The sequence below is a fragment of the Microbacterium dextranolyticum genome, from assembly GCF_016907295.1.
In the GTDB taxonomy this organism is placed as follows: Bacteria; Actinomycetota; Actinomycetes; order Actinomycetales; family Microbacteriaceae; genus Microbacterium; species Microbacterium dextranolyticum.
The window spans coordinates 589068-604396 of record NZ_JAFBBR010000001.1 but is presented as its reverse complement, the minus strand read 5'-3'; the positions used below and the strand labels follow the sequence as shown (position 1 = coordinate 604396).

The following is a 15329-nucleotide window of genomic DNA, read 5'->3' as shown; positions in this document are numbered from 1 at the left end:
GTAGCCGTCGATCAGCGCGCCGACACCGTCGGATCGGAGATCGCGATGGGAAGTACTTCGTAGACGGTCTGCTGGGCGAAGCTCGAATCGGTGTTGGCCGTGCCCTCGACCCAGATCTGCAGCGCGAACTGCAGCGTGATGCCGTACGTGTCGCCCGGCAGCTGGTGGATCGTGGTCTGCGGCACGAGCAGCCCGCCCTGATAGCTGTTGAGCAGGAGTCCCCGGTCGGAGCGCAGCGTGTCGGTGGGCACGAGCGTGCGGGGGTCGGCGGAGAACTGGAACGGCGACATCGTCGGCTGCTGCGGGGCGCCGATCGTCGACTGCGAGACCTGCGAGGTGATGCTGACCATCGACAGGTACACGCGGCGCTTCTGAGTGAGCACGGCTTTCTCGTCGACGCGGTGGTCGTAGACGTTGACCGCGAAGCCGAAGGTCTTGTCGTTCTGCGGGGTCCACTCGAGCGTCCGCTTGGGGTCGGCGGCCCAGACGTCCAGCCGCACCTCGAGCCCCTCGGCGACGTCGCTGGAGAGCGAGACCGATCCGTCGTACGTGAACTTCGAGTCGAACGGCATGGCGGCGGTCGAGGCCGACGGACCGGGCGCGGGCGTCGAGACCGCGTTCTGCTGCAGACCGTTGAACGCGTTCGCGATGTCGGAGCAGCCCGTGAACGAGGTGACGACGAGCACGCCGGTGGCGGCGACGGCGGCCGCACGAACGGTGAGGGGAGCAGGGGGCATGCCGACCATGCTAGAAAAGCGTCACCCCGCAATCGGGCGACTTGAGCGAACCTCGCGGTTGTCTTTACCTGATCTTGAGGTTCGCCTCGGATGCCCGTGCGTGCCGATCCATGCTCAGGACCGCGAGATCGCGATCGTCAGGGTGTCGGTCGCGGTCTGCTTCGCGTACTCGGTCGAGGTCGGCGTCGTCTGCACGAGGAAGTCGTACACGAACTGCACCGTCACCGAGGTCGCGTCGTCGGGCAGGGTGCCGATGTTGAACGAGTTCGAGTAGCTGTACGGGGCGAGCACGAGGTAGCCGGGCGCGACGGTCGACTGGTCGACCTGCGGGTCGAGCGGGTCGAACGTCTGCGACCCGTTCGAGGGCACCGCGGTCATGGTCGCGCGCTGCAGATAGACCTTCTGCCCGTTGTCGGGCGTCACGTGCGTCTCCATCGACAGGCTGATCGGCTTCACGGCGCTCGGGGTCCACCGATCCATCCGCAGCGTCGACCAGTAGCTGATCGTCGCGGCGACGGGGCCTGCGGTGAGGTCGCGCTGCGTCGACCCGCTCGACAGATCGTTCTGCGCCGGCGGCGCCACGGGCGACGCGCTCTGCGAGGGCGTCGGGGCGTCGGAACGAGGAAGGTCCCAGGGCGCCGGACCGCAGCCCGCGAGCACAGGAATCGAGGCGGCGAGGAGGCCGACGACGACCGCCGTCCGAGAGCTGCGATGGCGCACGTGTGCCCTTTCTCCAAAGACGACCGACCACGAGTGTTGCACTTTGTTTACACAGTGGAAACCCCCGAGGTTTGCACTCTCGCACGACCTTACGGGATACTCAGAGGGAGGTCAGGTACACCCTACCTACTCAATGGACCCCCCGCCCCTCCCTCCGCGCCCGCTTCGGCGTGCGGATCACCTCCTCATGCATGCACGACCGCATCGAAAGCAGGCCATCATGAAGAACCGTCTTTACACGGCGCTCGCCTCGGCTGCCCTCGCCACGACGCTGGTGTTCGCTGCCCCCGCCATGGCTCAGGCGTACACGCCCACGGGCCCCGACACCGTCTCGGTGACCATCACCTCCAGCGGCACCGTTCCGGTCTCGGGCTTCCAGCCCGGCGCATCGGTCACCTTCACCCTCGTCGGCGAGAACGCGAGCCAGGCCTCGTTCGCCACGGTGAAGATCGCCCGCGAGTCCATCTCCACGAGCCGCACCGCCGACGCCTCCGGCGTCGCGGCCGTCTACGTCAACCTGCCGGCTGGCGCCAGCGGCTCGTACACCCTCTCGGCCTCCGGCGCCCGTGCCGATGCCGCGGGCGGCAACGGCGGCGGCGCGGGTGGCAGCACCGGCGGCGACACGAGCGCCGGGTCCACCCTCCCCTCGACCGGTGGCAACAGCGAGTCGCTCCTGGGCATCTGGGTCGGCGGCGGCGCGCTCGTCCTGGCCGGCGCCACGGTCGCCGTGGCGGCCACGGTCCGCCGCAACCGCGAAGAGAACAAGGCCTGACGCCTCTCCGAACAGACGAAGGACCCCTCGGCCACGGCCGAGGGGTCCTTCCCTTTCCCCGCCGGCGGGTCACGTGAGGGTTGCGGTGACCAGGATCGGCAGATGATCGCTGCGCCCCTGGGGCAGCGTCGTGATGGTGTCGATGTCGAACCCGACGCTGGTCGCGAAGTCGTAGTGCCCGCGGAAGAACTTGTAGCGCGTGTACGTGCGGGCATCGCTCAGGCTCAGCTCGTAGCCGGCGTCACGCACCTTCTGCCCGAGGTTCTCTTTGAACACGGGATAGTTGTAGTCGCCGACCATGAGGATCGGCAGGCCCTCACCCAGGCTCGCCAGCTCTCCGAGCGCCGCCGTGATCTGCTTGCGCCGCAGCGAGTTCAGAGCCGTCAGCGGCGCCGCGTGGAAGCTCGCCACGATGAGCTCACGGCCGAGGTCGATGTCGCGCACCCGCACCGCCAGCATCCGTTCCTCGGCGGGCTTCAGAACCATGTCGTGCAACGACTTCTTCAGCGCGAGCGTGCGCACCTCGAGCGGCTCGAACGTGTTGCGGCGGAGATAGACGGCGAGCCCCAACCGGTTGCGAGCGGTCGCCTCGACCAGCTGCAGTCCCGAGATCTCCGCCGGCAGGGCGTCACTGACCGCCTCCTGCAGACACAGGATGTCGGCCCCCGTCGACTCGACGAGCGCGTCGAGCTCGCCGGCCGCCTTGTGCTTGTTGAGGTTGTAGGAGATGACCTTCATCGTGCCGACAGCATAGTGTTCTCGCCTTTCCCGCCGCCGTGAGATCTCCCCGGGAGTTCACGGGACCGGTCGTCGCGGTCAGTCCTCGTCGAGCGAACGCCGCGCGCGCGTCTGGTCAGCGCGGGCGGCGAGCAGGTCGTCGGCGGGATAGCCCACCTCGGTGAGGGTCAGGCCACGCGCCGCGAGCACCTTGATCTCGCTCGTGCGCACCCCCTCATCACGGATGCGCTCGACCTCGGCGGGCAGAAGCCGCCCCTCGCCGACTCCCACGCACGCGCCGACGAGCGCGCGCACCATGCTGTGGCAGAACGCGTCGGCCCGAACGTTCGCGACCAGGATGCCGTCGGCGCCCCGGTGCCAGTCGAACTCCAGCAGCGTGCGGATCGTCGTCGCGCCCTCGCGCCACTTGCAGTACGCCGCGAAGTCGTGCAGACCGATGAGCGAGCGCGCAGCGGCATCCATCGCATCGACGTCAAGGTGCGCCTTCACCGTGGTGGTCCGGGCACGGTCGAGGGGGTCGTACGGCGTCGCCAGGTCGGCGATGCGGTACGAGTACCGGCGCCACACGGCCGAGAAGCGCGCGTCGAAGCCGGGCGCCGCCTCGGCGGAGCGATGCACCGCGACGTCGGGGTACGGCCCCAGTACACCGGCGATCCGGGCGGCGAGCGCCTCGGCGCGGGGGCGCGTCGAGGCGCTCGGGGTCCGCACCTTCTCGAGGCGCTCGCGCTGGGAATCGGTGAGGTCCAGATGCGCGACCTGACCCGACGCGTGCACACCGGCATCCGTGCGGCCCGCGACGACGAGCTGCGGAGCCCCGCCGAGGATGCGGGCCAGGGCGGCTTCGACCGTACCCTGCACGGTCCGCAGGCCCGGCTGGCGGGCCCATCCGCGAAAGTCGGTGCCGTCGTACGCGAGGTCGAGGCGCAGCCGCACCGCGTCAGCCCAGCCGGCTGTCGATCTCGGCGCGCGAGGGAGGATTCGCCCCCGCCCGCGAGACCGTGATACCCGCCATCACCGCGGCGCGGCGGAGCGCCGCGGCGAAGGCCTGCACGTCGTCGACGACCGTCGGGTCATCGAGCACGCTCGAGATGAGGCTCGCCATGTAGGCGTCGCCTGCGCCGATCGTGTCGGCGACGGTCACCGTCAGCGGGGCGACGGCGATGATGCCGCCCGGCCCCCGGCCGATCGCCCCCTCGGCACCGCGCGTCATCACGACCAGGCGCGGACCGTACCCGGCGATCCGCTCGAGCACCTCCTCGGCCGACGCATCGGGGTAGAGCCAGGCGGCGTCCTCATCGCTGAGCTTGACGAGGTCGGCGGATGCCGCGGCATCCGCGAATCGCGCGAGCGCGCGTTCCCGCTCCCCCACCAGGGCGGGTCGGATGTTCGGATCGATGCTGACGAACGCCGCGCCCGCCGCCGCGCGCAGCGTCTCGCGCACCGCCGTCGCCCCGGGTTCGAGGAACAGCGCGATCGATCCGGTGTGCACCGCGCGCACGCCCGCCGCGGGCGAGACGGGGATGTCCCAGTCGATCGCGAACTCGTACTCGGCCGAGCCGTCTGCGCGCAGACGCGCACGGGCGGTGGAGGTCGCGGCATCCGTCCACGAGCGATCGTCGACACCGGCACCCGAGTCCTCGATCTGTGCGGCGATGCGCGCGCCCCGGTCATCGCGCCCGATCCGGGTCAGCAGACGCACCGCGTGCCCCTGCCGCGCGAGTCCCACGGCGACGTTCGCGGGGCTGCCGCCCACGAACTCCTCATCGCCCTCCGGGGTCTCGACGATGTCGATCAGGGCCTCGCCGATCACCAGCACGTCCGCATCCATGGTTCAGTCATACCGAAGTTCTGCCCGCGCGTCACATCGACGCTCTCGCGGCGCCGCACCGGGCCCGTGCAGGGCGCGTAAACTGGGGCGTTGCCCGCTCCGTCCGCCCCGGATCCTCGGCTTCTCCTCCACGTCATGATGCCCACGTCTTCTGCGCCCCGGTTCGCCGGACTCGACGGTCTGCGCGCGATCGCGGTGCTGCTGGTGGTGGTGTGCCACCTGTTCCCGGGCTGGTTCCTGCACTCCGGTTTCGTCGGCGTCGATGTGTTCTTCGTGATCTCCGGGTTCCTCATCACCTCGCTGCTGCTGCGCGAGCGGAAGCGCTCCGGCCGCGTGGCACTGGGGGCCTTCTGGGTGCGGCGCGCACGGCGACTGCTGCCCGCCCTGGCCGCGGTGGTCACGATCTGCACCGCGGCGGCCTGGGTCATCGGCGGAGACGTCGTGCTCGGGCTCGGCCGCCAGGTGCTCGGCGCGGCCACCTTCTCGTACAACTGGCTCTCTATCGCCGCCGGCGCCTCGTACTTCAGCGCGGGCCAGCCCGAGCTGTTCCGCAACCTCTGGTCGCTCGCCGTCGAGGAGCAGTTCTACGTGCTGTGGCCGCTGCTGCTGCCGCTCGTGCTCCTCGCGCGTGCCCGGTGGTCACGGGTGGGCATCGCCCTCGCCGCCGCGACGGGATCGGCCGTGTGGGCGCTCGTCGCGGCCACCGTGCTGCACGCCGACACCACCCGCGTCTACTACGGCACCGACACCCACGCCTTCGGTCTGCTGCTGGGCGTCGCGCTCGCGTTCGCACGGACCGCTCGCACCGACGAGGTGCGTGGCACCGCCGACCCGCAGGGTCTCGCCGCCGCCTGGCGGCGGCTCTCCGAGCGCACCCGCGCACAGGTACTCGCCGGCGTCGGCGTCACGGCGCTCGGGGCGCTCATCGTGGTCGCGTCGTGGCCGGGCGGCGGGGCGCTGTTCCCGGTCGTCTCGATCGCGGCATCCCTGCTCACCGCCGTGCTCATCGCCGTCTCCGTCGCCGCGGACTCGCCCGTCGGACGTGCCCTCGACACCCCGCCGCTGCGCTGGATCGGCGCCCGGTCGTACGGCATCTACCTCTGGCACTGGCCGCTTCTCGTCCTGTTGGCCGCCGCCGTGACGGGCCGCTTCGTCGACGCCGCCGTGCCGGTTCCGATCGGGCTGGCGGCCCTCGCCCTCACGCTCATCGCGAGCGCCCTGTCGTACCGCCTGCTCGAGCAGCCCGTCCGCCGCCTCGGTTTTCGGGGAGCGCTCGCCTCGTTCGGAGCGCGCCTCTCCGGCTCTCCGCTGCGTCGGTTCCGCGCCGTGCTCGCCGTCGCCGGTGGACTGGCGATCGTGACGGGATCGGTCGCGGCGGTCACCGCTCCCCCGCGGTCGACCTCGAGCGAGGCGGTCGTGCAGGCCGGCGCGGATGCCCTCGCCCGCGCCTCGGCGGCGCCCGCCGCCCCGACGATGTCCGGCTCCGCGCCCGGGCCCGCCGCCGGGGCATCCGCACCGCCCGCTCCGACGGATCCGCGCGAGACGCCGCAGCCACCCGCCGTCGCCAGGGTCAGCGGCGATCGCGTCACGGCGATCGGCGACTCGGTCATGCTGGCATCCGCCGACGGACTGCTGACGGCGCGACCCGGCATCCAGATCGACGCGGCCGTGTCGCGGTCGATGTGGGCGGGCGTCGAGATCGTCCAGAGCCTCTCCGCGCAGGGCGCGCTGCGCGAGAACGTCGTCGTCGGGCTCGGGACGAACGGCCCCGTGGACGACGGCGACCTCCAAGCGATCTCCGACGCCGTCGGACCCCACCGCACGCTCGTCCTCGTCACCGCGTTCGCGCCGCGCGACTGGATTCCCGGCGTCAACGCCGAACTCACCGCCTTCGCCGCGTCACATCCCCGCGTCGTCATCGCCGACTGGGCGCAGGCCATCGCGCCACACGTCGATCTGCTGGCGGGTGACGAGATCCACCCCGGGGCGAGCGGCGGAGAGATCTACGCGCAGACCGTCGGCGCCGCACTCGACGCCGCCCAGAACCAGCGCGCGCAGATGCGGTATCGGGTCGACCTCATCCGCGCCGCGACGCTGCAGGCGTTCGAGCCCGCACCGGCGCCGACACCGTAGCGTCCCGACCCGGCACCCGTCGACCCGCGACCGTCGGCCGCGGCCCGGGCATCCGTCAGACGTGCGTGACGAGCGCGACCGTCCGCTCGGTCGGCACGAAGCCGAGACCGCTGTACAGCGTGTGCGCGCCGGTCGGGCTCGCCGTGTCGACGTCGAGCACCGCTCGCTCGAGACCCGCCGCACCGATCGCCGCGAGGGATGCCGCGATCACCGCCGGCGCCACGCCACGACGCCGCGAGCCGCGCACGACCCCGATGAGGTCGATGTACGCGTTCGAGGCGCCCATCGTGACCCAGTCGTCCTCGTTCACCGAGACGAGGCAGAACCCGATCACCTCGCCGTCGGCATCGAGCGCGAGGCGCGACAGGTCGGGGCGGAAGAACGTCCCACGAACGAACTTGGCCCACGACTCGGGCGGCGAGGGCTGGCTGCCCCAATGGTCGCGGAACGCATCGTTGCGTGCCAGACGGGCATCCGTCTCTCGATCCGGGCTGTACGCGATGAGAGCGACCCCCTCGGGTGCGGCGACGTCCGGCACGACCACGGCCATATCGCGCTCCATCGAGGTGAACCAGCGCTCCACTCCGAAACCCGCCCGCTCCGCGATGACGACGTGATCGCGGTTGCTCTCTTCGGCGTAGACCTTCAGCTCGGCTTGCCAGGGCCCCGCGGCATCCGACACGTCCGGCAGCCCCGCGCGCACCGCATCGGCGAGCTTCTCGAGGCCTCGCGCCCGCTCCCAGGCGAGAAGAGCCCCACCGATCCCCCGGCGGCGCCACTGCGGGTGCACCGATCCGGCCAGGTGCACCGACAGCGTGCCCACACGTGCCGGATGCAGCAGGGCCGACCCGAACGCGACGACGGTGCCCGCGGCATCCACCGCGAGCAGGGTGTCGTGCGCGTGATCGATGTGCGGTAGGTCGAACGTGTCGGCGATGTCGTCGCGCGGGGTGAGCCACGTGGGGTGGTCGACGGCGTCGGCCGCCGCCGCGACCGCGTGCATGGCGTCGATGTCATCCGCCGTCGGCGGCCTCCAGGTCACGTCAGCGACACCGGTCGGAAGCACGAGCGGCGCCGCCCGCAGGTCGTCGATCCGCTGAGACAGAGTGTGCGCGCTCACCCCGTCACCCTACCCGCTCCCTCCTGCTGCGAGCGGGCACATCGTGAAAGGCCCGCGCCCCGAAACGGGGTGCGGGCCTGTCGAGCGATGTGCGAGTGCTTACTCGGACTTCCCCTCGGCGGGTGCCACGACGGCGTCCGCAGCGGCAGCCTCAGCGGCTTCGCCCTCGGCCTGCGACTCGGCGCCGGCGTTCTCGGCGGCGACCTCGTCCGCGGCATCCTGCGTCTCGTCGGCCTCGGCGACGACCTCGGTCGCCGCAGCGTCCTCGTCCTTCGCGACCGCGGCGGGCGCCGCAGCCTTCTTCGCCGACTTCGGCTTCGGGTTCACCGGCTCGAGCACGAGCTCGATACGGGCCATGGGGGCGTTGTCGCCCTTGCGGTTGCCGATCTTCGTGATGCGCGTGTAGCCGCCCTCACGCTCCGCGACCTGCGGCGCGATCTCGGCGAACAGGACGTGCACGACTTCCTTGTCACCGATGACCGACAGCACCCGACGACGAGCGTGCAGGTCGCCGCGCTTGGCGAAGGTGATGAGGCGCTCGGCGAGCGGACGCAGGCGCTTGGCCTTGGTCTCGGTCGTCGTGATCGCACCGTGCGTGTACAGAGCAGCGGCCAGATTCGCGAGAAGAAGGCGCTCGTGGGCGGGGCCGCCTCCGAGGCGGGGACCCTTGGTGGGCTTGGGCATGTCAATTACTCCAGGTGGAAAGTGTCACAGAACCGGTCGAGCGCCGGTCAGATGGTCTCGTCGTCGTAGCCGCCGTAGAAGTGCGCGCCATCGAACCCGGGAACCGAGTCCTTCAGCGACAGACCGAGCGAGACGAGCTTGTCGCGCACCTCGTCGACCGACTTCTGACCGAAGTTGCGGATGTTCATCAGCTGCGTCTCCGACAGGGCGACGAGCTCGGACACCGTGTTGATGCCCTCGCGCTTCAGGCAGTTGTACGAGCGCACCGACAGGTCGAGGTCTTCGATCGGCATCGACAGCTCGTTGGTGAGGACCTCGGCGACCGGCGCGGGGCCGATCTCGATGCCCTCGGCTTCGACGTTCAGCTCGCGGGCGAGGCCGAACAGCTCGGTGAGGGTGCGACCGGCCGACGCGACGGCGTCGCGGGGCGTGATCGACGGCTTCGACTCGACGTCGAGGACCAGCTTGTCGAAGTCGGTGCGCTCACCGGCACGGGTGGCGTCGACGCGGTAGCTGACCTTCAGCACGGGCGAGTAGATCGAGTCGATCGGGATCTGCCCGGCCTCGGCGTACTCGTTGCGGTTCTGCGTCGCCGAGACGTAGCCGCGGCCACGCTCGATCGTCAGCTCGAGCTCGAAGCGTGCCGAGTCGTTGAGCGTCGCGATGACCAGCTCGGGGTTGTGCACCTCGACACCGGCGGGCGCGGAGATGTCGGCGGCGGTGACCTCACCGGCGCCGGTCTTGCGCAGGTACGCCGTGATGGGCTCGTCGCGCTCGGACGAGACCACAAGCTGCTTGATGTTGAGGATGATCTCGGTGACATCCTCCTTCACACCGGGGATGGTGCTGAACTCGTGCAGCACGCCGTCGATGCGGATGCTGGTGACCGCCGCGCCGGGGATCGACGAGAGCAGGCTGCGACGCAGCGCGTTGCCGATGGTGTAACCGAAACCGGGCTCGAGCGGCTCGATGACGAACCGGCTGCGGAACTCGCCGATCTTCTCCTCGGTCAGGGTGGGACGCTGTGCGATGAGCACTATGTGTTCCTTTCCGTCACGTGCCCGCTATATGACACGTGCGATTAGCAAGAGGTATGGAGTTGTGTTCAGGAACGACCGATGCCGGATGCCGCGCCCGACAGGGGCGACGGCATCCGGCTCGTAGAGTCAGACGCGGCGGCGCTTCGGCGGACGGCAGCCGTTGTGGGCCTGCGGCGTCACGTCGTTGATCGAACCGACCTCCAGGCCCGCGGCCTGCAGCGAACGGATCGCGGTCTCGCGGCCCGAACCCGGACCCTTCACGAAGACGTCGACCTTCTTGACGCCGTGCTCGGCAGCCTGGCGGGCAGCCGACTCGGCGGCCATGCCGGCGGCGTACGGGGTCGACTTGCGCGAGCCCTTGAAGCCCACGCCACCCGAGGACGCCCAGCTGATGACGGCGCCCGACGGGTCGGTGATCGAGACGATCGTGTTGTTGAACGTCGACTTGATGTGGGCCTGGCCCAGCGCGATGTTCTTCTTCTCCTTGCGGCGCGGCTTGCGCGCAGCGGTCTTGGCCTGTGCCATGTTCAGGTTCTCCTAATCCCGGGCCGCGCCTTAGCGCGCCTTCTTCTTGCCGGCGACGGTGCGCTTGGGACCCTTGCGCGTACGCGCGTTGGTCTTGGTGCGCTGACCACGCACGGGCAGGCCGCGGCGGTGGCGGAGTCCCTCGTACGAGCCGATCTCGACCTTGCGGCGGATGTCAGCGGCGACCTCGCGGCGCAGGTCACCCTCCACCTTGTAGGTGCCTTCGATGTGGTCGCGCAGCGCGACCAGCTGGTCGTCGGTGAGGTCCTTGACGCGGATCGACTCGTCGATCTCGGTGGCCTTCAGGATCTCGACCGAACGGGTACGGCCGATGCCGTAGATGTAGGTGAGGGCGATCACCACGCGCTTGTCGCGCGGGATGTCAACGCCGGCAAGACGTGCCATGCGATGTCTCCTAGGAGTATGTGGAGGTGTGGAGCAGGATCGGTGCCCGGGCCTCCACCCGGGGTGTCCCCCCTCGCGGGGATCTGATCCTGCCTGTCTGCGTGTTCAGTTGTACGTTTGTGGGAGCGGATGCCGTGGCATCCGCTCGCCGTCAGCCCTGGCGCTGCTTGTGGCGCGGGTTGGACTTGCAGATGACCATCACGCGGCCGTGGCGGCGGATCACCTTGCAGTGGTCGCAGATCGGCTTGACGGAGGGGTTGACCTTCATGATGCTTCCTTTATCGCTGTCTTCGAGTCATGCGGCTGCCGTGGCATCCGCCCGCTCGTTACTTCTCGACCGGTTCAGCGGTAGCGGTAGACGATGCGACCGCGCGTGAGGTCGTAGGGCGAGAGCTCCACGACGACGCGGTCTTCGGGGATGATGCGGATGTAGTTCTGCCGCATCTTTCCGGAGATCGTCGCGAGGACCTTGTGCCCGTTGGTCAGCTCAACGCGGAACATCGCATTGGGCAGCGCCTCGGAGATCACACCCTCGATCTCGATGACTCCGTCTTTTTTCGCCATTCGCTCACTCACAATGAGCAGACCGGTCGGTCTGCGGTGGATGGTTGGGGCGGTGTCGCGACACGCCAATGAAGGCGTAAGACACCAAAGGTCTACTGTACGTGATAACGGCGCGGGCGGCAACCTGCCGCCCGCGCCGTTCACCTCACGCGCCGTCTGCCTCACGCGCAGGCGGTGCGGCTCACTGGAAGAGCGAGGCGAACTTGCCCTTGGCCGGAATCGTCTTGTTGTCGATGACCGTGCCGTTGACCGCGATGGTCGGCGTGCCGATGCCCGAGGCGCCCGGGGCGATCGGCGTCTTCTCGGTCATCGAGGTGACGAACTTCTTGTACGTTCCCGCCGTGATGCACGAGGCGGCGCTGTCGGCGCCGACGCTCTTGGCGATGTCGGTGATCTGCTCGTCGGTGAGACCGGCCGAGTTCTCCTGCGGCTGCTTGGCGAACATCGCCTGCATGAAGGGCACGGCCGCCTTCGGGTCGGACTCGGCGACGCAGTACATGGCACTGGCCGAGCGGGTGGAGAACTGGGTGCCCTGCGACGCGCGGTCGAGGATCGAGATCGGGTGGATGTTGAGGGTGATCGTGCCTGCGTTGACCAGGTCGAGGATCTCGCCGCCGTAGGTCTGCTCGAAGGTGTTGCAGATCGGGCACATGAAGTCGACGTACGTGTCGAGAGTCTTCTCGCCGGTGCCGACGGAGATGGCACCGGTGGTCTGGTTGACGCCCGAGCTGCTGGGGGCGGTTCCCGGGTCGGTCGCGGAGTTGTTCATCCAGACGACGAGGGCGATGACGACGGCCACGACCGCCACGACCGCCACACTCACCCAGATCGCGAACCAGTTGGTCTTGCCCGCTGCTGCCTGTGCCATGTGATTGCCTCTCTCGCGCGGCATCCACCGCATCTGAAGAGATTCTCTCGCATCCGTCCCTTGGTGTTCCCCGAGAGCTGCCCTGCGGGGCGCCCGGCGGGCGGCGCGCTCGCGAGACACGACATCGACGACGAGGCATGGCGCGACGTGTCGTGTCTCGTCACCGCCGTCCTGTCTCGTCGTGGGTGTCCGGTCTCGTCGTGGGTGTCTGGTCTCGTCGTGGGTGTCTGGTCTCGTCGTGGGTGTCCGGTCTCGTCGTGGGTGTCCGGTCTCGTCGTGGGTGTCTGGTCTCGTCGTGGTCGTGGCTCGCGACCGCGCCAGGTGCGCCGGGCGCGCCGGTGAGACACGACATCGATGACGAAACAGGGCGCGAGGTGTCGTGTCTCGTCGCGCGTGTCATGTCTCGCGGCGGCGGCGGCGGTCGTGTCGCGCCGCGGTCGCGATCGCGATCGCGGCCAGACGTAGGCGCGGCGGCACCGGGCGCGGCGCACCCTCCCCAGGGGTGCGCCGCGGGCGGTTGTCCACGAAGCGGCGGATGCCATGGACGGCGGCATGCGGGCACGATGCAGGATCTCAGCATGCCGCTGCTGCTCGCCGATCGCGCCGTCGTCGCCGCGCCCGTCGCCCTCGTGACGGCGCGGGATGCCGCGCGCGCCGGCATCCGCCCGTCACCGCACCTGCACCACCGCGTGCGACCGGGCGTGTACACGATGCGGTCCGCGTGGGAGGCGCTGGCGCCGTGGCAGCGCTACGCGACCCGCGTGCACGCGTTCCTGCTGGTGAGCCCCGATGCCGTGCTCTGTCTCGAGTCGGCCGCGGTGATCCACGGCATTCCCCTGTTCGGCGAGACCGCCCATATCCACATCCTCTCCCCCGCGCCGCGCGGCGGTCACCGCTTCGGCGACGTCATCGTGCACACGCACCGAGACGGCAGAGAGATCGACCGGTTCGCGGGCATCCGGGCGACGGGCCTCGTCGACACGGCGGTGGATCTGGCGCGCCTCGTGCCTCCGGCACAGGCGCTGAGCGTGGCGGATGCCGTGATCTCGCGCGCACAGGGCGGACCGCTGCACCTCGACGAGCTGCGTGATCGCGCAGCCGGGCAGGAGGACCGGCGGGGACGTGCACGTCTGCGCTGGGTGTGGGATCGCGCGAACGGCCTCTCCGAGTCGCCGGCTGAGTCGGTGAGTCGCGCGGTCATCGAGTGGACTGGCTACGAAGAGCCAGAGCTGCAGCCCGTGTTCCATTCCGAGGGGTGCACGGATCGTGCGGACTTCCGTTTTCCCTCCACCGACGCCGTCGGCGAATCCGACGGCTGGGGCAAGTACGACCTCGACGACCCCGAGAAGGCGCGGGCTCACCTGATGCGCGAGAAGCGCCGCGAGGATCGTCTGCGCCGCGGCGGCCACACGGTCGCCCGCTGGGAGCTGGGCGACGCGATGCGGGTGCAGCCACTCTGCCGAGCGCTGCAGCAGGCGGGCGTCCGGCCTGTCCGCGCGCCTGAGCCCGCGCTGCTCACGACGTTGCGCCAGAGCCCGCGCGCCCTCCCGCCCGCTCCCGTCGGGCATCCACCACCCGCGCGCTGACCCTCACGTGGCATCCACCTCGTCGCGCCGCGCCGAGCCGCGCCGGTCGCGCCGCCGTGAGACAGGACACACGCGATGAGCCGACACGCGCCACGTCATGCCTCGTCACAGACGTGCCGTCTCGCACCGATGCCCTCACTCGCGTGCGGCAGGTGTCACGTAGGTATCGCGCTAGCGCGAAGGGGCGGGATGCCGGTCGCCCCGACGCCAACGCCAAGCACGAGACAGGACGTCCACGACGAGAGGACACGCAGCACGTCCTGTCTCGCCACGGACGTGCTGTCTCGCCACAGCGATGGCCGTCCTCACGCACGGCGGGCGTCACGCGGGCATCCCGCAGGCGCGCGGCGGCGGCACACGCGCCCGCCAGCCCAAGACCAAGCGCGAAACAGGAGATTCACGGCGAGACGACATACGCCTCACCGTGTTTCAACGCGGGTGTCCTGTCTCGACGCGGATGTCGTGACTCACGACAGAGATGGCCTTGCTCGGCACGGCGGGCGTCACGCGGGCATCCGACAGGCGCGAAGCGGTGGGACGCCCGTCGGCCAAGGTGAACGCACGCACGAGACAGGAGATTCACGGCGAGACGACACGTGACACGTCCTGTTTCGACGCGGATGTCCTGTCTCGACACGGATGTCGGCGCGACGCGAAGCGGCGCGACGGCGGGCGCGAAGCGCGCGCGGCGGCGGGCGCGAAGCGCGCGCGGCGGCGGACGCGAAGCGGCGCGGCGGCGGGCGCGAAGCGCGCGCGGCGAGAAGTCAGACGATGGGCGTGGGCGTGACGCCCCAGGGGGCGAGGCCGGCGGCACCGCCGTCGGCCGCGGTCAGCACCCAGATGCCGCCCTCGTGCACGGCGACGCTGTGCTCCCAGTGGGCACCGTCCGAGCCGTCCACGGTGGTGACGGTCCAGTCGTCGTCCTCGACGAACGTCGCATCCGAACCGGAGGTGACCATCGGCTCGATCGCCAGGCACAGCCCGGGCCGCACCTGGGGCCCCAGGTCGTCCACGCGGTAGTTGAACACGGTCGGGCCCTCGTGCATCCGGCGCCCGATCCCGTGCCCGACGTAGTCGCGGAGGATGCCGTACTCGCCGCCGTCCTCGGCCGCCGCACGCTCGATGTACCCCTGCACGGCGTCGCCGATCTCACCGACGCGGTCAGCGGATGCCAGCGCCGCGATTCCGGCCCATAGCGAGCCTTCCGTGACATCGGACAGGCGCGTGCGCGACGCCGCGACCGCGGGATCGCCGCCCGGGACCACCACGGTGATCGCCGAGTCGCCGTTCCACCCGCGGAACTGCGCGCCGGCATCGATCGAGACGATGTCGCCCGCCTCGAGCACGCGATCTCCGGGGATGCCGTGCACCACCTGGTCATTGACCGAGATGCACGTCGTGTGCCGGTACCCGCGCACGAGCTGGAAGTTCGACTCCGCACCGCGCTCGACGATGACGGCGGATGCCACGGCATCCACCTCGCCCGTCGTGACGCCGGGTGCGAGGATCTCGCGCACGGCGTCGAGCGCCGCCGCGGTGATGAGGCCGGGCTCGACCATCGAGCGCAGCTGCGCCGGCGTCTTGTACAGCGATCGACGGAGGCCCATCA

General features: G+C 70.2%; 17 protein-coding genes. 3 read left to right on the top strand and 14 right to left on the bottom strand.

The window, feature by feature from the left end; genetic code table 11:
• Nucleotides 1–11: 11 nt before the first annotated feature.
• Nucleotides 12–737, bottom strand: coding sequence for a fructose 1,6-bisphosphatase (locus JOE64_RS02640; RefSeq protein ID WP_239531679.1), 726 nt, complete (start codon nt 735–737; stop codon nt 12–14).
• Nucleotides 738–851: 114 nt separating this feature from the next.
• Nucleotides 852–1457: a hypothetical protein gene (locus tag JOE64_RS02635; protein ID WP_204962825.1), complete on the bottom strand. Its 606-nt coding sequence runs from the start codon at nt 1455–1457 to the stop codon at nt 852–854.
• A gap of 220 nt (nt 1458–1677) precedes the next feature.
• Here JOE64_RS02635 and JOE64_RS14670 point away from each other — a divergent pair, with 220 nt between their 5' ends.
• Nucleotides 1678–2229, top strand: coding sequence for a hypothetical protein (locus JOE64_RS14670; protein WP_204962824.1), 552 nt, complete (start codon nt 1678–1680; stop codon nt 2227–2229).
• A gap of 69 nt (nt 2230–2298) precedes the next feature.
• Here the strand turns inward: JOE64_RS14670 and JOE64_RS02625 are convergent, their stop codons facing one another.
• From JOE64_RS02625 to JOE64_RS02615, 3 genes are all read right to left on the bottom strand, one after another.
• Nucleotides 2299–2967, bottom strand: coding sequence for an endonuclease/exonuclease/phosphatase family protein (locus tag JOE64_RS02625; RefSeq protein WP_204962823.1), 669 nt, complete (start codon nt 2965–2967; stop codon nt 2299–2301).
• 78 nt (nt 2968–3045) lie between these two features.
• The gene (gene truA / locus JOE64_RS02620) at nt 3046–3900 is read right to left on the bottom strand and encodes a tRNA pseudouridine(38-40) synthase TruA (RefSeq protein WP_204962822.1); all 855 of its coding nucleotides are present in this window, start codon (nt 3898–3900) and stop codon (nt 3046–3048) included.
• 4 nt (nt 3901–3904) lie between these two features.
• A complete protein-coding gene (locus JOE64_RS02615; RefSeq protein WP_204962821.1) occupies nt 3905–4795 on the bottom strand; it encodes a carbohydrate kinase family protein in 891 nt (296 codons plus the stop codon).
• Nucleotides 4796–4930: 135 nt separating this feature from the next.
• Between JOE64_RS02615 and JOE64_RS02610 the strand changes: the two genes are divergently transcribed.
• On the top strand, nt 4931–6928 hold the full coding sequence (locus JOE64_RS02610; protein WP_239531678.1) for an acyltransferase family protein: 1998 nt from the start codon (nt 4931–4933) through the stop codon (nt 6926–6928).
• Between the two features lie 55 nt (nt 6929–6983).
• Here JOE64_RS02610 and JOE64_RS02605 read toward each other — a convergent pair whose 3' ends face one another.
• From JOE64_RS02605 to JOE64_RS02570, 8 genes are all read right to left on the bottom strand, one after another.
• A complete protein-coding gene (locus tag JOE64_RS02605) occupies nt 6984–8048 on the bottom strand; it encodes a GNAT family N-acetyltransferase (protein WP_204962820.1) in 1065 nt (354 codons plus the stop codon).
• A 99-nt stretch (nt 8049–8147) separates the two neighbouring features.
• A complete protein-coding gene (rplQ, locus tag JOE64_RS02600; RefSeq protein WP_204962819.1) occupies nt 8148–8732 on the bottom strand; it encodes a 50S ribosomal protein L17 in 585 nt (194 codons plus the stop codon).
• 47 nt (nt 8733–8779) lie between these two features.
• Nucleotides 8780–9769: a DNA-directed RNA polymerase subunit alpha gene (locus JOE64_RS02595; protein ID WP_204962818.1), complete on the bottom strand. Its 990-nt coding sequence runs from the start codon at nt 9767–9769 to the stop codon at nt 8780–8782.
• A 129-nt stretch (nt 9770–9898) separates the two neighbouring features.
• Entirely contained in the window at nt 9899–10297 is a 399-nt protein-coding gene (rpsK, locus tag JOE64_RS02590) for a 30S ribosomal protein S11 (RefSeq protein WP_204962817.1), read from the bottom strand.
• Nucleotides 10298–10327: 30 nt separating this feature from the next.
• On the bottom strand, nt 10328–10702 hold the full coding sequence (rpsM, locus tag JOE64_RS02585) for a 30S ribosomal protein S13 (RefSeq protein ID WP_067242101.1): 375 nt from the start codon (nt 10700–10702) through the stop codon (nt 10328–10330).
• 151 nt (nt 10703–10853) lie between these two features.
• A complete protein-coding gene (gene rpmJ, locus JOE64_RS02580) occupies nt 10854–10970 on the bottom strand; it encodes a 50S ribosomal protein L36 (RefSeq protein WP_005050492.1) in 117 nt (38 codons plus the stop codon).
• Nucleotides 10971–11044: 74 nt separating this feature from the next.
• Nucleotides 11045–11266: a translation initiation factor IF-1 gene (gene infA / locus JOE64_RS02575; RefSeq protein WP_028496510.1), complete on the bottom strand. Its 222-nt coding sequence runs from the start codon at nt 11264–11266 to the stop codon at nt 11045–11047.
• 181 nt (nt 11267–11447) lie between these two features.
• Nucleotides 11448–12134 (bottom strand): DsbA family protein, encoded by a 687-nt coding sequence (locus tag JOE64_RS02570; RefSeq protein ID WP_204962816.1) that lies wholly within the window; start codon nt 12132–12134, stop codon nt 11448–11450.
• A 578-nt stretch (nt 12135–12712) separates the two neighbouring features.
• On the opposite strand from JOE64_RS02570, the gene JOE64_RS02565 reads away from it, so the two are divergent.
• Nucleotides 12713–13720 carry a hypothetical protein gene (locus JOE64_RS02565; protein WP_204962815.1) on the top strand — a complete coding sequence of 336 codons (1008 nt, stop codon included), beginning with the start codon at nt 12713–12715 and terminating at the stop codon, nt 13718–13720.
• A 764-nt stretch (nt 13721–14484) separates the two neighbouring features.
• On the opposite strand, the gene map is transcribed toward JOE64_RS02565, so the two are convergent.
• Complete coding sequence (map, locus tag JOE64_RS02560; RefSeq protein WP_204962814.1) at nt 14485–15327, bottom strand: type I methionyl aminopeptidase; 843 nt, start codon at nt 15325–15327, stop codon at nt 14485–14487.
• Nucleotides 15328–15329: the final 2 nt, after the last annotated feature.